At 33.9% G+C, this 22,881-nt stretch carries 21 protein-coding genes and 1 pseudogene; 13 read left to right on the top strand and 9 right to left on the bottom strand.

Going from position 1 to position 22,881, the window contains the following annotated elements:
• The first annotated feature begins 604 nt into the window (after positions 1 to 604).
• Both leuA and CVU84_17075 read left to right on the top strand, forming a co-directional pair.
• Positions 605 to 2,263, top strand: a complete 1,659-nt coding sequence (gene leuA, locus CVU84_17080; protein PKM93203.1) for a 2-isopropylmalate synthase — start codon at positions 605 to 607, stop codon at positions 2,261 to 2,263.
• Positions 2,264 to 2,454: 191 nt separating this feature from the next.
• Positions 2,455 to 3,375, top strand: coding sequence for a hypothetical protein (locus tag CVU84_17075; GenBank protein ID PKM93201.1), 921 nt, complete (start codon positions 2,455 to 2,457; stop codon positions 3,373 to 3,375).
• 217 nt (positions 3,376 to 3,592) lie between these two features.
• Here the strand turns inward: CVU84_17075 and CVU84_17070 are convergent, their stop codons facing one another.
• Positions 3,593 to 3,856, bottom strand: coding sequence for a hypothetical protein (locus CVU84_17070; GenBank protein ID PKM93200.1), 264 nt, complete (start codon positions 3,854 to 3,856; stop codon positions 3,593 to 3,595).
• Between the two features lie 32 nt (positions 3,857 to 3,888).
• Complete coding sequence (locus tag CVU84_17065; GenBank protein PKM93199.1) at positions 3,889 to 4,068, bottom strand: spore coat protein; 180 nt, start codon at positions 4,066 to 4,068, stop codon at positions 3,889 to 3,891.
• A gap of 207 nt (positions 4,069 to 4,275) precedes the next feature.
• Between CVU84_17065 and CVU84_17060 the strand changes: the two genes are divergently transcribed.
• The 4 genes from CVU84_17060 to CVU84_17045 all read left to right on the top strand — a co-directional run bounded on the left by CVU84_17060 (position 4,276) and on the right by CVU84_17045 (position 8,512).
• A complete protein-coding gene (locus CVU84_17060; GenBank protein PKM93198.1) occupies positions 4,276 to 5,766 on the top strand; it encodes a hypothetical protein in 1,491 nt (496 codons plus the stop codon).
• Between the two features lie 80 nt (positions 5,767 to 5,846).
• On the top strand, positions 5,847 to 6,830 hold the full coding sequence (locus tag CVU84_17055) for a hydrogenase maturation factor (GenBank protein PKM93197.1): 984 nt from the start codon (positions 5,847 to 5,849) through the stop codon (positions 6,828 to 6,830).
• A 36-nt stretch (positions 6,831 to 6,866) separates the two neighbouring features.
• Positions 6,867 to 7,349: an AsnC family transcriptional regulator gene (locus CVU84_17050; protein PKM93196.1), complete on the top strand. Its 483-nt coding sequence runs from the start codon at positions 6,867 to 6,869 to the stop codon at positions 7,347 to 7,349.
• Positions 7,349 to 8,512, top strand: a complete 1,164-nt coding sequence (locus tag CVU84_17045; protein PKM93195.1) for an aromatic amino acid aminotransferase — start codon at positions 7,349 to 7,351, stop codon at positions 8,510 to 8,512. The genes CVU84_17050 and CVU84_17045 overlap by 1 nt, the downstream gene beginning before the upstream one ends.
• 49 nt (positions 8,513 to 8,561) lie before the next feature.
• On the opposite strand, the gene CVU84_17040 is transcribed toward CVU84_17045, so the two are convergent.
• Positions 8,562 to 8,969, bottom strand: coding sequence for a transcriptional repressor (locus CVU84_17040; protein ID PKM93194.1), 408 nt, complete (start codon positions 8,967 to 8,969; stop codon positions 8,562 to 8,564).
• Between the two features lie 206 nt (positions 8,970 to 9,175).
• Here CVU84_17040 and CVU84_17035 point away from each other — a divergent pair, with 206 nt between their 5' ends.
• The gene (locus tag CVU84_17035) at positions 9,176 to 9,646 is read left to right on the top strand and encodes a chemotaxis protein CheX (protein ID PKM93193.1); all 471 of its coding nucleotides are present in this window, start codon (positions 9,176 to 9,178) and stop codon (positions 9,644 to 9,646) included.
• A 2-nt stretch (positions 9,647 to 9,648) separates the two neighbouring features.
• The gene (locus CVU84_17030) at positions 9,649 to 10,137 is read left to right on the top strand and encodes a tRNA (uridine(34)/cytosine(34)/5-carboxymethylaminomethyluridine(34)-2'-O)-methyltransferase TrmL (GenBank protein PKM93192.1); all 489 of its coding nucleotides are present in this window, start codon (positions 9,649 to 9,651) and stop codon (positions 10,135 to 10,137) included.
• A gap of 59 nt (positions 10,138 to 10,196) precedes the next feature.
• Here CVU84_17030 and CVU84_17025 read toward each other — a convergent pair whose 3' ends face one another.
• The 3 genes from CVU84_17025 to CVU84_17015 are packed head-to-tail and all read right to left on the bottom strand — an operon-like array spanning position 10,197 to position 14,715.
• Positions 10,197 to 11,624 carry a hypothetical protein gene (locus tag CVU84_17025; protein ID PKM93191.1) on the bottom strand — a complete coding sequence of 476 codons (1,428 nt, stop codon included), beginning with the start codon at positions 11,622 to 11,624 and terminating at the stop codon, positions 10,197 to 10,199.
• Positions 11,625 to 11,627: 3 nt separating this feature from the next.
• Positions 11,628 to 12,311: a DNA-binding response regulator gene (locus CVU84_17020; GenBank protein ID PKM93190.1), complete on the bottom strand. Its 684-nt coding sequence runs from the start codon at positions 12,309 to 12,311 to the stop codon at positions 11,628 to 11,630.
• 19 nt (positions 12,312 to 12,330) lie between these two features.
• Positions 12,331 to 14,715, bottom strand: a complete 2,385-nt coding sequence (locus CVU84_17015) for an endonuclease MutS2 (protein ID PKM93189.1) — start codon at positions 14,713 to 14,715, stop codon at positions 12,331 to 12,333.
• A 468-nt stretch (positions 14,716 to 15,183) separates the two neighbouring features.
• On the opposite strand from CVU84_17015, the gene CVU84_17010 reads away from it, so the two are divergent.
• Together CVU84_17010 and CVU84_17005 are read left to right on the top strand one after the other, a co-directional pair.
• Complete coding sequence (locus CVU84_17010; protein ID PKM93188.1) at positions 15,184 to 16,221, top strand: hypothetical protein; 1,038 nt, start codon at positions 15,184 to 15,186, stop codon at positions 16,219 to 16,221.
• Positions 16,222 to 16,233: 12 nt separating this feature from the next.
• Entirely contained in the window at positions 16,234 to 16,632 is a 399-nt protein-coding gene (locus tag CVU84_17005; GenBank protein PKM93187.1) for a cell shape determination protein CcmA, read from the top strand.
• Between the two features lie 204 nt (positions 16,633 to 16,836).
• On the opposite strand, the gene CVU84_17000 is transcribed toward CVU84_17005, so the two are convergent.
• The 3 genes and pseudogenes from CVU84_17000 to CVU84_16990 form a co-directional block, all read right to left on the bottom strand.
• Positions 16,837 to 17,157: a DsrE family protein gene (locus CVU84_17000; GenBank protein PKM93186.1), complete on the bottom strand. Its 321-nt coding sequence runs from the start codon at positions 17,155 to 17,157 to the stop codon at positions 16,837 to 16,839.
• A gap of 281 nt (positions 17,158 to 17,438) precedes the next feature.
• Positions 17,439 to 18,401: pseudogene (locus CVU84_16995) on the bottom strand (hypothetical protein).
• A 14-nt stretch (positions 18,402 to 18,415) separates the two neighbouring features.
• Positions 18,416 to 19,540 (bottom strand): cysteine desulfurase NifS, encoded by a 1,125-nt coding sequence (locus CVU84_16990; protein ID PKM93185.1) that lies wholly within the window; start codon positions 19,538 to 19,540, stop codon positions 18,416 to 18,418.
• Positions 19,541 to 19,646: 106 nt separating this feature from the next.
• On the opposite strand from CVU84_16990, the gene CVU84_16985 reads away from it, so the two are divergent.
• The 3 genes from CVU84_16985 to CVU84_16975 all read left to right on the top strand — a co-directional run bounded on the left by CVU84_16985 (position 19,647) and on the right by CVU84_16975 (position 22,818).
• Positions 19,647 to 20,303, top strand: coding sequence for an ArsR family transcriptional regulator (locus tag CVU84_16985; protein PKM93184.1), 657 nt, complete (start codon positions 19,647 to 19,649; stop codon positions 20,301 to 20,303).
• A 182-nt stretch (positions 20,304 to 20,485) separates the two neighbouring features.
• Positions 20,486 to 21,427, top strand: a complete 942-nt coding sequence (locus CVU84_16980; GenBank protein PKM93183.1) for a hydrolase — start codon at positions 20,486 to 20,488, stop codon at positions 21,425 to 21,427.
• A gap of 32 nt (positions 21,428 to 21,459) precedes the next feature.
• The gene (locus CVU84_16975) at positions 21,460 to 22,818 is read left to right on the top strand and encodes a 23S rRNA (uracil(1939)-C(5))-methyltransferase RlmD (GenBank protein PKM93202.1); all 1,359 of its coding nucleotides are present in this window, start codon (positions 21,460 to 21,462) and stop codon (positions 22,816 to 22,818) included.
• The last annotated feature ends 63 nt before the right edge of the window (positions 22,819 to 22,881 follow it).

Below are 22,881 nucleotides of genomic sequence, written 5' to 3'. Positions count from 1 at the left end.
TGTCTAATTTTATGATGAGGTTATATCATACTATAGATTTATCAAACGGGACATAATCACAAATGATATACTAGGACATTATCATAAATGGTTCAGAAATTTAATTTTTGAAGTAAAAAACTACTTGACAAAACCAAGACATTAAATTATACTTACAAAAAATGAATATATAAATACAGTGAAGAGGAATAGTAAATATTTGAATAATAACAGAGAGTCGTTGGTTGGTGTGAAGCGACATTTGAAAAATATTGAACTCGCCTTGGAGTAGCCCGCTGAACAATAAGTAGGTAGGGACGGAAGCCAACCGTTAATAGGGCAAGATATCGGTAATGTGACCTGTATCCTTACTCATCAAAGAGTGGTTCTAAAAGTGCTCCCTTTTCTCTTATGCGATTAGGGTTTTTATATGTCAAATTATCAGTATCTATTAAGTGCATTTCTTATAGAGCATTAGCTTGAATAGAAGTGAATAAGAGTGGTACCGCGAAAAGTCTTTCGTCTCTGTAGTATAAGAGAAGTGGGCTTATTTTTTTATTTACTCTTGCAATAATATTGGAACTTAAAACAAATAATAAAAATTAATGGAGGTAATGCAATGAATATGAACTATACAAAATATAAGAAATATCCTACAATGAATTTTCCGGAACGTACTTGGCCATCAAAAACGATAGAAACAGCACCTATTTGGTGTAGTGTAGATTTGAGGGATGGTAATCAAGCATTACCAATACCAATGAGTGTAGAGCAAAAGATAGAAATGTTTCAATTGCTTCAAGATATGGGGTATAAGGAAATTGAGATAGGATTTCCATCTGCCTCAGATACAGAATACAAATTTTTAAGAACATTGATTGAAGAGGATTTAATTAGAGAAGATGTAACAGTTCAAGTTTTAACGCAGGCGAGAAAACATCTTATTGAGAAAACTTTTGAAGCTCTAGCAGGAGCAAAAAGAGCTATTGTTCATGTTTATAATTCGACATCGGTTCAACAAAGAAAGGTTGTATTTAATAAAGATAAGGAAGAAATCATTGAGATTGCTATTGAGGGAGCGCAGCTTTTGAAAGACCTAGCAGAACAATATTCTGGAACAGAGTTTGTGTTTGAATATTCTCCAGAAAGCTTTACAGGAACGGAAATGGATTATGCACTTGAAATTTGTGAAGCCGTTATTGATATTTGGCAACCTACCCCAGATAAAAAGGTTATTATAAATGTTCCTGCAACTGTTGAAATGGCCACGCCTAATATTTATGCAGATCAAGTGGAGTGGTTTATTAAGAATTTGAAAAAAAGAGATTGTGTATTATTAAGCGTACATGCGCATAACGATAGAGGAACTAGCGTAGCCGCGACTGAGCTAGCATTACTTGCAGGTGCAGATCGAGTTGAGGGTACATTATTTGGAAATGGAGAAAGAACTGGAAATGTAGACATCTTAACCCTTGCTATGAATCTTTTTTCACAAGGTATAGATCCAGGTGTTAACATAGAGGATATTGATCATATTGTTGAAACTTATAAAAAATGTACAGGAATGGATGTACACGAGCGTCATCCATATGCTGGGAACCTAGTTTTTACAGCATTTTCTGGTTCGCATCAAGATGCTATAAAAAAAGGTTTGAAAGTTTATCAGGATGAAAATCCACAATACTGGGAGGTGCCATATTTACCTATTGATCCAGCCGACATTGGAAGAAAGTACGAAGCTATTATCAGAATAAATAGCCAATCAGGTAAAGGTGGTGTAGCCTTTATTCTTGAAGAGGAATTTGGATTTAAATTACCAAAGGCAATGCATCCTGAAGTAAGTAAGCCTATTCAAGTATTAACAGACGAAACGGGAAAAGAGTTAATGGCTCAAGAGATATTTGGAATTTTCAAAAAAGAATTTTTAAATCTTATTATGCCAATGGAGCTTGTTCGTATTAACAGCTTTATTGAAGATGGAGATGAAAATGGTGTTACGATGTCTGCTGAAATTCGTTATAATGGCGTAAGTAAGCAAATTAATGGTATTGGTAATGGACCTATTTCTGCATTCTTCCACGGACTTCAAAAAGAAGGCTTAGTGGGATATAAATTGGTATCCTATGATGAACATGCAATATCTGACGGTGAAAATGCAGAGGCTGCAGCGTATATTCAGCTTGAGGATGAAATCACTGGAAAAAGATTCTTTGGAGCTGGTACAGATCGAAATACTACGAAGGCTTCTATCAAAGCATTAATTAGTGCAATTAATAGATTTTAAATAACAAAGACAATTCTAAGTGCATTAGGATTCTTTAACTAAATAGCAATTACCCCAAGGGTCAGGTCATATTATTTTGACATGACCCTTAAATTAAAATTTTTAGAAATTTACATAGGTCACTTGCCATATTTTCCCGATTGAAATATAATAGAGAGTATACATAAATTATATTTTGAAAGGTGACAATAATGAAGAGGGTACATATTATTTTTGTGTGTTTTTTATTTTATTTAGTTTTCGTAGCAGTGGGATGTAACAATAATAATGATAAGGATACAAATAAGATAGATTCAAGTGAAAATGAAGAATCAACTGGTGAGAATAACCAGGAAGATCAGAATGATGAACAAAATGAAAATATTGAAGACAAAATGAATACCCAAAACTTTGCGATCATTGTCGATGATAATCTAACAGGAATAGAGCTAATTAGAGCAGCTAAAATAATAAATCCAATTAATGCAATAACCTATGATATGAAAACTGTAATTGGATCTTCTGACAGGGCATATGAAACCATTGGTTCGATGATAAAGTCAGGGAAAAGTTATAAAACAAAGACAGAGTCCCAAGGTGAAGGCGTTGAAGTAACAATCTATAATGCCGAGGAGCAAATGACCTATAAATATTTTGAAGCAAGAAAGCAAGGCTATAAATATAAAGATGATCTAAGTGGTGGAAATGGACCAGCGATGGAAGGTGAATATGACCTAACTATGCTTTACGCAGAAGAATCAAATCTAAGCAAAGCAGAAGTAATTGACTATGAAGGTGATCCAGTTATTTATTTTGAGATCATTGAGGGCAACAACAAAATTGTTTCATGGATTTCTCTAAGATACGGCATAGCAATAAAAACTGAAATCTATGACGGAGATACGTTGGCGACCCAAACAACCATAAACAATATCTCCTTACCAGCAAGCGTAACCTCAACAACCTTCTCACCCCCAAGCGACATCATGTTCGAAGACTACTCAATCACCAATGAAGAAAACACCCTCGATGAAGGTAGTAACGATAGCATAGAAGAAAACCCAAATGTTACCATTCAAAATACGACTGATACACTAAAAAACACAAATGATTCGGTAGAAGTTATAGAATAAACTACAGATAAACAAAAACAAGAACATCATATCTTTCGATATATGTTCTTTATTTTTAATAAATTTACATTACAGAGACAAAGAGGTTATACTATATGTTTGTTAGCGGAGCAGGATGCGTAGCGGCGTGACTTAACCCGCATGGACGCGGGTTGGAGCGAAAAAAACATATAGTATAACCTCTTTGTCGACAACCTACCTACTACGCACCTAAATTTTAAACTGTAAATGTCGAATAAGTCGTTTTAGCTTGTTGAATCTTCGAACTATCAGCCTGATCTACAGAATACCAACCATTACTCGACATAGTTTTAAAAACCTGATTTTGTATATCTAATTGACTAGATAATATGTTTTTAAAACCATTTCTTATACTTTCAGTAGCTGACTCAGTAGCAGCAATTGCAATTGAGGCACATAATTGTTTTTCGGATAATAGCAAATCATTGGCAAAGTCTTGATCGCTTCGTACGTTGTTCATAATTACCTCCAAAATAAAAGTTTTCTTTTTGATTAACTGTTAAGCTGTTGTACGAGTTGAGTGTAGTGTTCTTGATGCTTTCGAATCATATCATTACAAACGGATTTTAATTGTTGATCCTGAACAACATTTCCATAGTCTTGATACTTCTTAATAACTATTTGCTCGTTTTTCAAAGTATCGCTAAGGTAATTTAACTCTCTAGTGGTCATAAAAACCCTCCTTAATTTTAATATGACAATATAAATGAAAGAAGTCTTCCATTTGGTCAAAAGTAGTATCTACATTAATAGTAAAAAATATTCTCATTTATTCGTTTACAAACTATTTATATAGCAAACAGGTATTTTTTTCTTATATTTGAGTAAATATATAAGAAAGCACAAAGCTTAATAACGATTGATAAAAGGGGTGATTTTATGAATAAAAAGAGGGCGATCACCATGATAATACTGATAGCTTTATGTATTGTTGGCTTCCTTGTTGGACAAAAATTTAGAAACGATCATATAAAATCAGTTATTGAGAGAGATGTGATCTACGAAGGTATCTATATTGAAGATATACATATAGGCGGATTGGTAAAATCCGAAGCATTAGAGGTGCTCAAAAGTGGTATAGAAAAACATAATAATGAAAAACAACTTAAGCTTTTAATAGAAGGCAAGATAGCCTATATGCTTCCATATAGTTATTTTGAACATGAAATAGACTATTCTTCATTAATAGAGAATGCCTACCAAATTGGAAAAGTAGGAACTAGAAGCGATAGATATAAGCAAATCAAAAAATATAAAAAAACCCCGTTTATAATTGAAATTGAAGAAAAGTATAATGACGAGAAAATAAACGAGATATTAGAAACAGCTAAAGCAGAATATGATGTATTACCTCTAGACGCTGTGCTCTTAAGAGAAAACAATGCATTTGTTATTAAGGAAGAGGTTATAGGCAAAGAGCTAACAATTGAGAAGAGTATTAAGGTGATAAAAGATGGGTTATCAGTAGGTCTAGATGAAGTTAAGCTAGAACTAGCTCAAGTAAATCCGAAGATTACTAAAGTAGTTTATGAAGATGTTAAAGATTCTTTAGGGAGTTTTTATACGGAATTTTCTGTCAGTCAAACAGCTAGAAATGAAAACTTAAGAATAGCGAGTGAGAAGATTAATGGTACGATATTATTTCCAGGAGATGTTTTTTCAACAAATGATACGATTGGGCCAGTAAACTCTTCAAGTGGTTATCAAGAAGCACCTATCATTTTAAATGGTAAAATTCAACCGGGAATTGGTGGAGGGGTATGTCAAATTGCAACTACTCTTTATAATTCTGTGCTATTAGCTGAGTTGGAGATTGTTCAACGACAAAATCATTCATTGCCAGTAGGTTATATCGAGAAGGGACGAGATGCCACTTTAGCGGGAGATTATATTGACTTTAAGTTTAAGAATGATACAGACAATCCGCTCTATATTGAAAGCTATATCAAGAACCATCAACTATATATGAACATCTATGGTAAAGAAATTAGAGCCAATAATCGTACTATTAAGTTTGAATCTGTTATAATAGATACAATAATGCCTCCTCCACAAAAAATAACTCTTGATCCATCTTTAAAAGAAGGTGAAGAAGTTGTTGAAAAAAAACCTACAATAGGGTATACTGTAAAATTATATAAATTGATTTATATTGAAGGAAATCTTAGCGAAAAGTTAAACATTAATACGAGTAATTATGGTGCAACAGCGGCAGAGGTTAGAAGAGGTAGTGCGCCAATAGCAGTAGAAAAGCCTATAGTTGAACCAGCTATTCAAATAGAACAAGATCCATTACCGATAGATGAACCAGCGGATGGCCCAGTACAAGAAGATATTATAGATATTAATCCAGAGTATATTGTGGAATAAAGGGAACTATCTCTTGATGAATGAAAAGAATATACTACATTCCGTGAAACTATATAGTTTCATTTAAGGAGAAGAAATATATGAAAACGGGAAAAGTGCCAGAGACAATTCTAAAAAGATCTGTTTTCAAGCAACTTAAAGTTAAGAGAAAAGAAATTTTGGTTGGACCAAATATTGGTGAAGACTGTAGTATTGGCCAATTTGGACCTGATGAGCTATTTGCGCTTTCTTGTGATCCAATTACCGGTGCGGTAAAGGACATTGGTTCGTTAGCAGTACATATTACTGCAAATGATTTGGCTGCGTGCGGTGCTGAACCAGTAGGGCTTATGCTTACTGTTTTACTTCCGGAGAACTTTCATGAAAGTGATTTAAAAAACATCATGAAGGATGTAGCTACTACATGTGAAGCGTTAAATCTCCAAGTCATGGGAGGCCATACAGAAGTAACAACTGCGGTGAATCAGCCGTTATTATGTGTTACTGGAATTGGTAAAGTAAAGAAGGACAAGTTATTGACTCCTAAGAAGGTTAAGGAAGGCCAAGATGTCATCATGACTAAATGGGCAGGACTTGAGGGAACCGCTATCATTGCGGTGCACAAGGAGGAAGTATTAAAAGCACATTACAATAATGAATTCATTGAAAGGGCAAAAGCCTTGAATCAATATATTTCAGTTGTTCCTGAAAGCAAGATTGCTAATGAGCATGGAGTTACGATCATGCATGATGCAACTGAAGGTGGTATATTTGGCGCATTGTGGGAACTGGCCGCTAGCGCCCGAAAGGGCGTAGAAATATTTTTAGATAAGATACCAATTAAACAAGAAACAGTAGAGATTTGCGAATACTTCGAATTAAATCCTTATAAGTTAATTTCTAGTGGATCTATGCTGATGGTTGCTGACAGTGGCCAATTACTTGTTGATAGATTAATAGCTCATGGAATTCAAGCAGCGGTAATCGGTAAGATTACAAGTGGCAATGATAGAATCGTTATTCAAGAGGAAACAAGACGAGCCTTAGAGCCTGCAAAATCGGACGAGCTTTATAAGGTTATTTAGCGCATACACATTTTAACAACTTACGGAGGTACTATAATGAGAGAAGAACTATTGGAGATTATAGAAAAGAATAGTAAAATTACAACGAGTGATTTATCTATTATGCTAGGAAAGAGTGAAAATGAAATTATTGAAGAAGTGAGTAATCTGGAAAAGGAAAAAATCATTTGTGGATACAACACCTTAATTAATTGGGATAAGGTAGATGCAGATAAGGTGACAGCTTTAATTGAGGTTAGAGTTACACCTCAAAGAGGAGAAGGCTTTGACAAAATTGCGGAGAGAATTTATAGATTTAAAGAGGTAAAATCTGTATACCTTATGTCAGGTGGTTTTGATTTAACTGTAATCATTGAAGGAAAGACTATGAAAGAGGTTGCGTTATTTGTAGGTCAAAAGCTAGCGCCTCTTGAGGCAGTACTTAGTACTGCAACCCATTTTGTACTAAAAAAATACAAGGAACATGGGATTATTTTAGAAGATGAGAAAAAAGATGAGAGAATGGTGGTGACTCCATAATGGAATATAATTTATCGACAATTGCAAGTAGTCTTCCTCCCTCGGGAATAAGAAAATTCTTTGATATTGTAACAGAAATGGAAGATGCTATTTCATTAGGAGTTGGTGAACCTGATTTTGATACTCCTTGGCATATACGAGAAGAGGGTATTTATTCTTTAGAGAAGGGAAAAACCTTTTATACATCGAATTCAGGTATGTTAGATTTGAGAATTGAAATCAGTAACTATCTGAAAAGAAAATTTGACTTAAAATATGATCCTAGGACAGAAATGGTAGTAACTGTTGGTGGTAGCGAAGGTATCGATATAGCTCTTCGAACGTTGCTTAATCCTGGTGATGAAGTCCTGATTCCGGAGCCCTGTTTTGTTTCATATAAACCTTGTGCATTATTAGCGGGAGGTATTGCTGTTCCAATAGCGCTTCAAGCAGAAAATCAATTTAGATTGATGCCTGAAGAAATTGAGGCACATATTACTGACAAAACAAAAGCAATTTTAATGGCCTTTCCGAGTAATCCAACAGGTGCTATTATGGAAAAGCAGGATCTTGAGAAAATCGCAGAAGTGATTATTAAGCATAATTTATTTGTAATATCAGATGAAATTTATGCAGAACTCACTTATAAGGAAGGGCATGTTTCAATAGCAACACTTCCGGGTATGAGAGAGAGAACGGTTGTAATCAATGGGTTTTCAAAAGCATATGCGATGACTGGTTGGAGAATTGGCTACGCAGTTGGGCCAAAGGAAATAATAGCTCCAATGACAATTGTTCATCAATATGCAATTATGTGTACGCCAACAACAAGCCAATATGCTGCGCTTGAAGCTGCAAAAAATGGAGATTCAGATATTGTAGAGATGAAAGATGCGTATAATCAAAGACGAAGGCTTATGGTGGATGGTTTTAGAAAAATGGGATTAGATTGTTTTGAACCCTTTGGAGCTTTTTATGTATTCCCATCTATACAAAAAACAGGACTATCGTCAGAGGAATTTGCAAAACAATTATTGTTTGATCAAAAGGTTGCAGTGGTACCGGGGACAGCCTTTGGTGAATGTGGAGAAGGCTTCATAAGATGTTCCTATGCTTATTCCATCGATAATCTGAAGATCGCATTAGAAAGAATTAGTGAATTTGTGAAAAAAATATTGAAATAGAAGTGTAGAACTAATGAGAACCAAAGGAGTGGTATAACTCCTTTGGTTCTTATTTACATTGTGGACATCGTCCATAAAAATATATTTTTTGATATTGTATATCATAATCCGTTTCTTGTTGAATACGCGCTAACAATCCATCTAATAAATGAACATCAAGATCTTGTACTTTACCACAAGCATTACAGATTGCATGTGGATGTTCTTGTATTTGGGCATCATAGCGAATATAGTCATCCCCTGTATTTAATTCTTGAACTAAGTTGGACTTAATAAAAGTATCCAAGGTTTTATATACAGTTGCAAGACTCATTGTAGGATGGGTTGCTTGGAGAGCGTGATAAATCTTTTCTGCACTCGGATGCTCAGTGGTATTATAAAGTACGTTATATATAGCCAATCGTTGAGGTGTCACTTTTATGGAGTGACTTTTTAATAGTTCTGCTATTTGTTGAATTTTAATTACCCCCTTTTAAATAATGGCTATCATTTAGTAATTATTATGTTACATTATTTTTATATAATTGTCAAGAATAACCTATGATTATGTAAACAAAGTAGCTTGTAATTTATGGAAACACTGACCATTTAAGCGCTATATGTGTTGTGATTACATAAAGGTTATGATACAATGTGAGTAATCAAAAAAAGGAGGCATTTAAAATGGTAAATGTAGAATATATTAATCCTTTTATAGAAGCAGCACAAACGGTTATTAGAGACTTTTGTCACGTTGAAGCAAGAGTTGGAAAGCCTTATTTAAGCCAAGCAACTTATGAAGGAAACACATTAATGATTATTGTAGGTATAACAGGTGACTTAAGAGGACAGGTTTTAATTAACATGACTTCAGATGTTGCATGTTCAATAGCATCACATATGATGATGGGTATGCCCGTAAATGAACTAAATGATATGGCGAAGAGTGCGATTAGTGAATTAGGTAATATGATTCTTGGTAATGCAGCAACATTGTTTTCTAAAAAAGCGATTACATTAGATATAACACCTCCATCTGTATGTGCAGGTATGAATTTATCAATTTCTGTAAGTGATTCAAAGACTATTTGTATTCCATTGGTTTTCGATGAAAATAAAACAATTGAAATAAATGTCGCGATTAAAGAAAAATAACAATGAATATATTATTACATGAACCTGAAATACCTCAAAATACTGGAAATATTGCTAGGACATGCGTTGCAACTGGAACAGCACTTCATCTGATAGAACCATTAGGGTTTTTTATTGATGAAAAGTCTGTAAAAAGAGCAGGTCTAGATTATTGGGATTTATTAGATTTACATGTATACTCTAGCTTTGAAGATTTTTGTTTGAAAAACCCTGATGCTACAATTTTTATGGCTACGACTAAGGCAAGACAAACCTATGCGCAAGTAACATATCCAAAGGATAGCTTTATTATGTTTGGGAAGGAAAGTGCAGGTATACCAGAAGATCTATTGGTGAGATATAAAGACACGAGTATCAGAATACCTATGTTAGATGCGATTCGTTCACTAAACTTATCTAATGCTGTAGCTATCGTACTATATGAAGCATTAAGACAAAGTGAGTTTAATTCATTAATGTTAGAAGGTCAATTAAGAGATTATACGTGGTAAAAAACTAAACTTTTGTAGAAAGTAAAAAGGGGCATCTATTGCAGTAGATGCCCCTTAAATTATCTGTTTTTAGAGGTTGAAAGAGGTAATGTAAAGGTGAACTTTGTACCCTTTCCTAGCTGACTATTAACGTCAATTCGTTCGTCGTGAGCTTTTATGATTTCTTTTACTATTGATAATCCAATTCCGATGCCCTTTTTATCTTTTCCTCTTGAACGGTCAACCTTGTGAAAGCGATCCCATATGTATTTAATGCTATCATCGGGAATTCCTTGCCCGGAATCAGAGATGGATATTTCTGCTTTATCCTTGATTACTGTTGTTTCAATGATTAATTTTCCGTGGAGATTACTAAATTTGATTGCATTGTCAATGAGGTTGTAGAGTACACGTTGAATTTGATTCGTATCTGCAAAAACTACTAAGTCTTTTTTGTGGAATAAGAGTTTAACTTCCATTTTCTTAGTAATAATATGTTGGTCAAATTGAAGAAGAACCTTACGAATAATTTGATGTAATTCAAAAGAAGATTTTTCTAATAAAACCTGCTGGTTTTCCATTTTTGTGAGCAATAAAATATTATTTGTAAGGTAAGATAATCGTTCAGTTTCATCTAAAACAATGTTTAAATATTTATCTTGGTTTTCATATGGAATAGTGCCATCTAGAATAGCCTGTACAAAGCCTTTTATTGATGTTAATGGAGATCTTATATCGTGAGAAATATTTGCAATAAAATCCTTGCGCATAGCCTCAAGTTTGCCGAGTTCTTCAGCCATGTCGTTCATATTATTTGCAAGCTCACCAAATTGACCAGCATAGGTAACGTCAACCCGGCTTGCAAAATTGCCATTTGCAACCTCTTTTGAGGTTTTGTTAAGGGCTTCAAGTGTTCGATTTGTTTGGTTAGAAAATATTAAAGTATACAAAAAGGCTAAGCTTAGAGCGGTTATTAAGGTGATAAAAGTAATTCTATAGATAAAAAAGATGGTACTATTGGTCTTAGGTAGAGGTGCATGCATAACTACAACGCAGTATACAAGACCTTTTCTCATAATAGGGACTCCAATAGAGAAAGTAGGATTGCCAAATTGATTGTGATCAGAGCCTTCTTCAACAATAATTGAACCTTTAGTTGTATCCTTAACCAATGAAGAGATATTTTCAGCATCTAAGCAATAGTCATGATCCTTCAGGGAATCTAATAATACGATACCTTTTGAATTTGTTATTACAGTATGAGTCTCATATTGTTCACTTAAAAACTGGAATTTATAATCAAAATAGCCAAGGTCATAATCTTTTGTGTAGCAAGCATCAACATAATCATTACCGATTTCAGTTGCTTCATTAATCAGATCGTTTTTTAAGGTTTTCGTAAAGTGATTAGAAATAACCTGTGTAAAGATGCCAAATACAATCATAAATAAAGCAAAGGATATTATTGCATAAACAAGTAAGGGTTTGTGAGTACGGAATTTATGCATGGTTTATTTCACCTCAAATTTATAGCCTATTCCCCAGACTGTTTTGATTGCCCAGTAATCATTTTCATTTATTTTTTCTCTAATTCTCTTAATGTGAACATCAACTGTTCTGGTATCACCCAGATATTCATAGCCCCAAATACGATTAAGGAGTTGTTCCCGAGTAAATACCTGGTTCGGACTGGAAGCTAGAAAATATAATAATTCAAGCTCTTTTGGAGGCATTTCAATTTTTGTATCTTTGAACATGACAGAGTAGTTAGTCAGGTTAATGTTTAAGTTTTCTAATATAATTTGTTTTGACTTATCCTTTTGGGGAGTGAATCGTCTTAGTACAGCTTTGACTCTAGCAGTGAGTTCTTTCGTGTCAAAGGGTTTAACCATATAATCATCAGCACCCAATTCAAGGCCAAGTATTTTATCGAAAGTTTCTCCTTTTGCAGTCAACATAATAATCGGAACATTACTTATTTGCCTAATTTCTTTACAAACATCATATCCATCTTTACCAGGAAGCATCAGATCTAAAATGACTAAATTAGGGCTGTATGCTTGAAATGTTGAAAGGGCTAAGCTTCCACTATGAACGATTTTAGTATCGTAACCTTCTTTTATTAAATATAAAGAGATTAGTTCAGTTATATTCTCATCATCATCAACAATGAGTATTTTAGATTTAAAATCCATAGAAATTCACCTCGCTTTATTATTTTAGTTCAACTATCGTTACTCCGGTTTCACCTTCTCCATATACTCCAAGCCGAAAAGCTTTCACATATTTAATCTTTTTTAGCTGAGAATGTATTGCCATACGAAGAGCACCGGTTCCTTTTCCATGAATAATGGTTACTTGAGGAAGATGAGATAAATATGCATCATCTAAATACTTCTCTACAAGGGTCAGTGCTTCGTCACTGGTAGTGCCTCTAACATCAAGTTCAGAGGACATTGATAATGATTTATTAAGATCCATTTTTTTGCCGGAGGTTCGAGGAGAACGTTTATTAGAAACTTCTCCTGAATTATCTTGTTTTAGAGTAATGTCGGATATATTTACTTTTGTCTGCATAATACCTAGTTGTACTTGTACTTCACCTTTATTGTTAGGTGCAGAAATTACAGTGCCTGACTGATCTAAAGAATATACATGAACAGTATCTCCTTTTTTAACTGATGTAGGAGAAGTTGCTTTTTGCTTTCTAGAAGGGGAAACAATTTTAGACTCCAAATCAGTTAAGGCATTTCTAAGTTGAGAGCGGTTTTTTTCTAAGTCGCCGGAGGTAAGAGTCTTTGAGTTCTTTACCAATTGATTCATATCTTTAATAATGTTATCGGCATCTTGTTTCGCAGCATATAGAATCGCATAGGCTTCTTCTTTTGCTTCCGTAAGAATTCTTTCTTTTTGGCTGCTTACCTTATCCTTTTGTATTTGAACTTCTTTCTGGAGTTTTTCTGCCTCAACTCTAAAACGTTCTGCTTTTTCCTTTTCATAAAGGGCTTGCTTTTTGTTCATTTCTAGATCAGTAATTAAATCTTCAAATCTAATTTCCTTACCTTCTAATAAGTTTTTTGCTTCATCGATAATATCATCGGATAACCCAAGACGTTTAGAAATTGCAAAAGCGTTACTCTTTCCTGGTACTCCAATTAACAGTTTATACGTTGGTCGAAGTGTTTGGACGTCAAATTCTTGACTAGCATTTTCCACACCTTTGGTGGAAAGTGCATATACCTTTAGTTCACTATAATGTGTTGTTGCAATGGTTATTACTTGCCTGCTATAAAGATTTTCAAGAATTGCCATTGCAAGAGCAGCTCCTTCTGTTGGATCAGTTCCAGCACCTAGTTCATCAAAGAGAACAAGTGAATTTTCATTTGCAGAAGAAAGAATTTCTATAATATTCGTCATATGGGAAGAAAATGTACTCAAACTTTGTGCTATACTCTGCTCATCACCAATGTCTGCGAATATTTCTTCAAATACAGTTAAGGAAGAATTATCGAAGGCTGGGATATATAATCCAGCTTGTCCCATAAGAGAAAGTAATCCAACCGTTTTCAGTGTTACAGTTTTTCCACCAGTATTTGGTCCAGTAATTACGAGGGTGTTGAAGTTATCTCCAATATATAAATCTGTTGGTACAACTGTTTTTGGGTCTAATAAGGGATGACAAGCCTTCTTCAGGTTTATTTTTTTATCTGTATTGAATATTGGTTTAGAGCAACGCATATTTAAAGCCAATTCGCCTTTAGCAAAAATGAAATCTAACTTACTAAGGATTGTTTGATTAGATTCTAATACGTAAATGTGCTCAGCAGCTCTCCCACTTAATTCTGCTAATATGCGTTCTATTTCCTTTCCTTCATCATCAATCAATGTTTTAAGCGTATTGTTTAACTCTACAACGGAAAGTGGTTCGATAAATAAGGTGGAGCCTGAGGACGATTGTTCGTGAATCATTCCTGGGAAGGAGCTTCTATATTCTGCCTTAATAGGAACACAAAATCTATCATTCTTTACTGTTATTAGTGAGTCCTGCAACATAATCTTATAGTTTGAAGATGTTAAGATTTTGTTCAAGTGTTGTCTGATCTTAGAATGAGTACTTTGAATGTCTCTTCTAAGTGTTTGTAACTTCGCACTTGCATCATCGGCAATTTCCTCTTCAGATAAAATGCAGCGAGTTATTTCAGTGTACAAAACATGAACAGAATCCAATAGTTGAAACATATCTTTAATTGACGTTGTATCTAAAAACTCTCCACATTGGTTTGCATAAGAAATCACTTTTTTGGTTACACGCAGAAGCTCACTTATATCAAGCAGTTCATGGATTGATAAATTACCACCAATTTCAAGGCGCTTTAAACACTTTTGAATGTTCTTAATGCCGCCCAACGGCAGGGAACCTTGTCTAATGATTAAGTTGGTTGCATCAGCTGTTTCTTCAAGCTTTTCGTTTATGATATTTATATCTGTATAAGGTGTTAATTGGGATGCTACTTCCTTGCCAATGGAAGAAATAGCATAGGTTGTTAACAACTGTAGTATTTTGTCGAATTCTAATGTTTTTAAAATCTTTTTGTTCATTATAAAGTACTCCTTTTTTGGCTATGAAAGCTTATCTATATTTTACATCAAATGGAAGTAATATGGAAGTTGTAAGTTTTTCTTTTTTATCAATATAAAACGGCTTAAATTAGGACCAAAGCCCTATTAAATCATCGGGAATTAATTGTTACAAAATTATTACAGTTGTGTTATAATAATAAAACGCTGCACCAATAAGGATTCAAAATGAGTGCAAATACGAACGGCTTAAGTGAGACATTTAAATAAGAGACTTTTTACAAAACATACATTAAAGTGAATTCATTTAGACAAACAAAAAACATCTAAAGACCTAAGGCAGACAAAATGCAGACACCTATTAGAAGATAACTAAGACAAAATGTAGACACCTAAAGAGATCATCGTCAAAAGGATACTTACTTTAGAATCAAACGGGGATACATAGAACCAGAAAAATTAGATATATAATAAAAGGGCGGCATAGTTATGGGATTATTATTAGATGTAAAAAGTAAGAGCAAGAAGATTCATGAGGTAAAGGCGAGGAAACACATTACGCTCATGATGATTCCAGATCCAACAAAAAGTGCTAAAGTGGTTAAAATACCGAAGTTGCCAATATTCATTTGCTGTATTGTTTTAATTGCTTTTGTAATTGGTGGAGCTGGTTATGTACTTCATTTGAGACAACAAGTAGTTGTAAGCAATTTACATGCATTATCTACGAGTACGTCCATCAATGACAAGGATACTTTAATTGCGAAGCTTGAGAGCGCAAATAATGAGCATTATAAACAATTACAGCAATTACGGATATTAGCCACTGATTTAGATGGAAAAGTAAAAGAATTAGAAACATATAAACAGGAAATGAATAGTAAGTTAAATTCTACAGATTCAGCTCCAATCCCTCAGCAAAAAGAATTTATATTGGATGCTGCAAAGACGATGAATGCTTTTGCTCAAAGTGCTGAACCAGAAACAAATCAAATCGACAATCAAATCATTCGTACTTTTGAGGTCGAGGTAGACAGGCTGTCAACTAGTCTAGAAAGCACATTAAGTATGACAACAGTAAGTATCGGTGATTATCGACAGCTGAATACAAAACTTGATGCATTGATTCCTGCATGGGAGGCGTGTCCTATGGGATCACCCCTTGCTAGTATAGTAATAAACGATAAATATGGTTGGAGAAGTGATCCGATAAATGGAAGAACGGAATTTCACACAGGAATAGACTTAAAGGCGAAATGTTCACCGGTTTATGCAACTGGCAATGGGAAAGTGGTTACATCAGAATATGAGTCGGGGTATGGTTATACTGTGGTGATTGACCATGGATATGGATATAAAACGCTATATGCACATAACTCTGAACTATTGGTAGAAGTTGGAGATGCAGTTTTAAAGGGTGCACAGGTAGCGGTTTCAGGATCGTCAGGTAGAGTAACAGGTGCGCATCTACATTATGAAGTGCTATATAATGGTGAAACCATGGACCCAATCAACTATATATTTTAAGAGGTATGGGATATGAGAAAATTAGGAAGCAATGATAAATCTACAGCAGATATTTCAACTACGGTGATTTGTAAGGATACACAAATTGAGGCTACGAAACTAATATCCAAGGCATCAGTACTTATATCAGGAGAATTTACTGGAGATATTGAAGTAAGTGCAAGTTTAACGGTTGGAGATACTGGCAAGGTTAAGGGAATTATACAAGCTGATAATGTACTAGTGTCTGGAGAAGTAATCGGTAATATACATGCTATAAAACAGCTTCAAATTACGCATACAGGGAAAGTGTTAGGAGATGTAATTGTGGGAACCATAGTTATGGACGAAGGTGCTCAGCTCGAAGGCACATGTAGGATGAGAAGACAGTCAAGCCAAGAAGCAATATTAAGTAAAAGTATAGAAATATAATACATATATTGAGACTAAAAACAGCCCTTTTTCTTGCTAGGAAAGTTCTGCATATATAATTAGAAAAGCGGCAGATAGGTAACGAGGGTTTTAATATATAATAAAAAACAAGCCTAAAATCCAAAGGCTTTAAAAAAATAGTGGGTACATTTTCAGAGAAAGAGAATGTACCTACTTCGTTAATTGATAATTAATTAAATTGATTTAGAAGGTTACAGTTTTATCGGCCCATTCCACCATTTTGACACAATCTACCATTGTAGATAGAGGGCAGACATCCGTAGATCCCAGGTTTCGTGATTTCAAGCAAGTTCCACACGCTAAAATGTCGCCACCAGCTTCAGTAAATGCAGTAAACTGTTCTGCAACATTAAACTTTTCATGGGTCAGCGATTCGCATTCTACACCTTCGCCCATAAGAAATACTTTTACTTCATGTCCATTCTTTTTTGCAGTAGTCGCGAAACGAAAAGCGTTCCATGCCTTTTCATATTCCTTTGTTTCAATAATAATAGCTAGTTTCATAAAGATACCTCTCTTTGTTAGATGAATTTTAATGTTAAAACATTTCTGTTTTAACTGGTTCACAGAAAATAACTATTCTAACCGACATCTTATGCAAATGTTTTTACAGTTACTGGGTTGATTTTATCTCTATAATTTGCTTGATAATATCTGGTTAGAATTAGAATAAAAATAATCGACGCTAATAATATACTTATATAATTAAAGATAATAAATAATAAGTTCGCATAAAAATTTCCATAAACATAAGATGCTAATACTTCAGAACCAACAAGAGCACAAACTATGGTCCATTGACCTGGATAAAATTCATTTTTCACAAACTCATTTTTAAAATAATCACTTAGTAAATGTAAACAGAAAATCCCCCAACCTATTGCAATTACAAAAGAAAAGGTAATAACGAAATAAGATAAAAATTTAATGTTGAAGAAAAAATACTTTTCTAAATAAACATAAAATTTATATAAACTTACTCCGAATAGACAGGAAATGGGAATTACTACAAAGAAAGTCGGTTGTGCTTGCTTTGTTGGTAAAGTAATAGATCGTAGTTGGTGGTAAATTAAGTAAAGTAATTTACTTATAAATAAAATGAAACCAAAGCTCAAAGTAAATAAGGCTATAAATGCTGCGGTAGAAGCTATCTCAATAGTATTTGATAATGAAGCAATACCAGTTCCAACTAGAGAAAGCATACCTAAAGCAAATGCATCGAGTAACCATCCAAAATTTAGTTTATCCAAGTCAATTGCTTGGTTTAACCAGATTTTAAAGATCTTTATTTCAAGTATAAAGAAAATTAGAGAAAGAATTGCAAAGGAAATTAATGCTGGCCACATTATTATTTGTAAATTAGCGGATATCTTCGTGATAAAGAAATATGCCGGACCTAAAATAACATTCATACTCATAGTCAGAGAAACAATGGGCGAAAAAATTCCTATATTCGATAGTGGCGTATTAATAAAATTAATAAATTCTCTTTCTTTTGATAGCCATTTCACAAGACCTATTAAAGAATTTACAGTTAAAATCAAGTGGATAATTGTAAATAGTAACATTATTCCAAACAAAGATATAAAATAGAAAGTGTTAAATATTCCCAATCCAGTAAATTCAATATCCGATAATGTTATTAAGGCTTTTTCATGAGGTACTGTAAACTGTAAAAGAACAAAAGGCATAAGGGCAACGCCTCCTGCAGCTAATGGTCCTTGAAAACTAAGTGGTGTAAACTTCATATTATAATTTCCTCCTATTTGTACTCAGTCGAAACCTTTTTTAATCTATCAAGAACTATGTCGATTTCCTCTTTTGTTGAATACCTTCCCAAACTAAATCTGACAGCTCCTTGAGCAATTTCAGGAGGAATATTCATTGCTTTTAATACAGGGGATATGGATATTGAGCCTGTATGACATGCTGAGCCTGTTGAAACAGCGATATCATTACCTAATTTTAACAGTATGTCTGTACCCTGATATCCTACAAAACTTACATTTAATGTATTTGGTAATTTTTTGCTAAGATCTCCGTTAATACGTATCTTTTGGCCAAATAGTTCTTTAAGATTCTGGTAAAAATATTCTGTTAATTGTTTGATTTTAGGGTCTGAGAGTGATTTCTTGGCAATTTCACAGGCTTTACCTAAAGCTACATTAAAAATCACATTTTCGGTTCCAGCACGTCTTCCAACTTCATGGCTGGCACCATGAATTAAAGGTTCAACAGCAAGACCTTTTCTTATATACAAGGCTCCAACGCCTTTCGGTGCATATAGCTTATGACCTGCAATTGTTAGAAAATCAACTCCTAGTTCATCAACATTTGTAGGAATTTTCCCAACAGATTGAGCTGCATCCGTATGAAGCAATATGTTATGCTTGCGGCAAATCTTTGATATATCCTCTATAGGCTGAATCGATCCGGTTTCATTATTTGCATGCATAATAGTTACTAATATTGTTCTCTTGGTTATTGATTTTTCTAAATCTGCTACATTCACTAAACCATATTCATTTACCGGCAAATAGGTTATTTCATAGCCGAGTCTTTCTAAATACTTACAAGGATTTAAAATAGCAGGATGCTCAATTTGTGAAGTTATTATATGATCACCTTTATTCCGGTAAGTATAAGCGACACCTTTAATTACGGTATTATTTGATTCGCTACCTCCGCTTGTAAATGTTATTTCATTTGCGGTACAATTCAAAAGTTCTGCAATCTTATCCCTAGCTTGTTCCACGGCTTTTTTTGCATCAAGACCTAATTTATGGCCGCTTGAGGGGTTTCCGTAGTTTTCATAAATATAAGGAAGCATTGATGTGGCAACTTCTTGATCAATAGGCGTTGTTGCATTATAATCTAAATATATCATGGGAAATGTCCTTTCTTTTTTAGTTGATATAATATACTATGAATTATAACACCCATATGTTATAATAGTCAATAGATTAATTGAATGATTGAATGGAGGCTTTATTATGTTAAAAGAACCCCGTAACTTTAAAGATAGTAGTTACACCCAACTTGCCAGAATAGGAAAGGCTATAGCAAGTCCTAAAAGGTTGGAAATTTTGGATATTCTAACTCAAGGAACTAAAACTGTTGATGCAATAGCAAGAGAAACTGAGATGAGTGTGGCAAATACCTCCCAACATCTTCAAACCTTACTAGAATCAAGGCTTGTCGAGTATCAGAAACAAGGAATTTACTCATATTATAAATTAGCTGATAAAACAGTCGCAAATTTTATGTTGTCTTTACAGTTGCTAGCTGAAAAGCGGATTGCAGAAATTCATAAACTCCGAGAAGACATTTATACCAATAAAGATAATATGGAACAAATTCAAATAAGTCGGTTAATTCATAGAATGAAAGATGGGAGTGTTACTCTAATTGATGTAAGACCTAAAGAAGAGTATGAAATTATGCATATTCCTGGTGCAAGTTCAATTCCTATAGAAGAGTTGGAACAACATTTAGCACTTTTACCTGAAAACCAAGAAATTGTTGCTTATTGCCGTGGTCGTTATTGTTTATTATCTGTAGAAGCGGTAGAATTATTAAGATCACATGGTTTTAAAGCTGTGCGTTTAGAAGAGAGTGTTCAAGAATGGTATTCATATAATGCTGAGTAGACATTTAGGGATATTATTTACTAATAAAGAGACAAATCATTAAATAAAAGATTTGTCTCTTTATTGGTAACGATAAATTAAGTCTTCGTAGCCGGTTTTTTTGTTAAAAAATAAAAAGGAGTGAAAAAAATTCTTCAATAATGTATAATATAAAATAGTCATAGATTAGAGAGGAGTTAAACATGCGCTATTTAGCTGAATTAAAAGAAAATGATGGGGTACTTGACCATTATTTATGTGCAAATAAACAAGTATTAAAAACAAAAGCAGGTAAAACATATTATTCATTAAGACTTCAAGATAAGAGTGGAACAATAGATGCAAAAATATGGGATTTAAATGATGGGATTAATCACTTTGATGAAGGAGATTATATCCGTATTGATGGTACTGTAGTGTTATTTCAAGGGGGTATGCAACTCAATATTCGAAGAGTAAGAAAAAGTTCAGAGGGAGAATATGATCCAAGAGAATATATACCTGTCTCAAACAGAAATATTGATGAGATGTATCAAGAATTAATGGAATATGTTGCTGGCATAGAAAATAAATATTTAAAACAACTAGTTGATAGCTTCTTTGTTGAAGATAAAGCTTTTATTAAAAAGTTTAAAGAGCATACAGCAGCAAAAACGATGCACCATAATTTTTCAGGAGGATTATTAGAGCATACTCTTTCAGTTGTTGATTTTTGTTCGTTTTATGCGAAACAATTTCCAATCATCGATAAAGATTTGCTGTTTACAGCAGCACTGTTTCATGATGTTGGTAAGCTTGAGGAACTATCATCCTTTCCTATAGTAGAGTATACAGACTCCGGGCAACTCCTTGGACATATTATGATTTCAGTCGAATGGGTTGGAAATAAAATTAGAGAAATTATTGGTTTTCCTGAGAAGCTTGCTTATTTAGTAAAACACTGTATCATATCACACCATGGGGAGTTGGAATATGGCTCACCTAAAAAACCTCAAATTATCGAAGCCTTCGCACTTAATTTTGCAGATAACACAGATGCTAAGCTTAAATCTATTTCAAGTATGCTAGAAAATGATGAAGCAGAAGAGGATTGGATTGGTTGGCAAAGGGCATTAGATAGTAATATTAGAAGAACAAGATATTAATTAAAGGTGAAAAAATGGAAATAGGAAAAGTTATACCAGTAATTAAAAATGAATGCTACTCTCTGACGATTGATGATCTAAACGTTGATGGTGATGGAGTAGGAAAAATAGATGGTTATGCCTTGTTTGTTCCAGGAGCTGTTCCGGGAGATAAGGTTTACGTCAAAGTAATAAAAGTAAATAAAAATTTAGGATTTGCTAAGATTGAAGAAATTATTTTGCCATCAAAAGATAGGTGTGCCCCAACTTGTAAAGTTGCAAGTAAGTGTGGAGGGTGTCAGCTACAACATATAAATTATAATGCACAATTAGAATTTAAGAGAAATAAAGTTGAACAAACCCTTAAGCGAATAGGTGGCTTCAATCATATTAAAGTAGAACCTACGATTGGAATGGAAGATCCATATCACTATAGAAACAAGGCCCAATATCCTGTTGGTGAGGATGTGTTTGGCAATATACAGATAGGTTTTTATGTAAATAGAAGCCATAGGATTGTACCAATAGAAACATGTGCTATACAAAATGTTAAAAATGATGAAGTCATTGAAGCGGTCAAGAGTTACATGATTGATAATGGAGTTAAACCATATAATGAGGAAAATCATAAGGGCTTGATTAGACATATCGTGACAAGATACTCAAAGCATAAGGATGTCCTTCAGGTTACCTTGGTTGTTAATGGACGCAAAATTCCAAAGGAAGAAGAGCTTATTAAAAGGCTTTCTAAATTGGATTGGATTGAAGGTATCCTAATAAATATAAATAGTGAGAAAACAAATGTGATCCTTGGCAACGAAACAAAGGTTTTATATGGTAAGCGCCACATTGTTGACAATATTGGAGATGTATCATATAGGATATCACCAACGTCTTTTTATCAGGTGAATCCAATTCAAACAGAAAAACTATATAAAACTGTACTAGACTATGCACAATTAACTGGCGAAGAGATTGTTTGGGACGCATACTGTGGAATCGGAACCATTGCACTATATTTAGCAAGTAAAGCTAAATACGTTTATGGAGTAGAAATTGTGCCAGAAGCGATTGAAGATGCGCATTATAATATGGAATTAAATAAAATAGACAATGCTGATTTTTTTGTTGGTAAAGCAGAACAAGTAATTGAGAAAAAATATCAAGAAGGCATTAGAGCGGATGTTATTGTTGTTGATCCTCCAAGAAAAGGGTGTGATCAGAAACTACTTGATACGATTATTCATATGAGTCCTAAAAGAGTGGTATATGTTTCTTGCGATCCGGCTACATTGGCAAGAGATGTTAAGATTTTATCTGAGGCAGGGTATGAGATTAGTGCAGTACAGCCGGTGGATATGTTTCCAATGACGACCCATGTGGAGACCTGTTGTCTGTTGAAACGTTTATAAACACTGGAGTTGAGTTGGTACGCAGTATTACGATTTCAAGGGTTCGGAAACATAAATAAAGAA

Source organism: Firmicutes bacterium HGW-Firmicutes-1 (assembly GCA_002841625.1).
In the GTDB taxonomy this organism is placed as follows: domain Bacteria; phylum Bacillota; class Clostridia; order Lachnospirales; family Vallitaleaceae; genus HGW-1.
The sequence above is the reverse complement of the archived record's forward strand: the minus strand, read 5'-3'. Positions and strand labels throughout refer to the sequence as shown.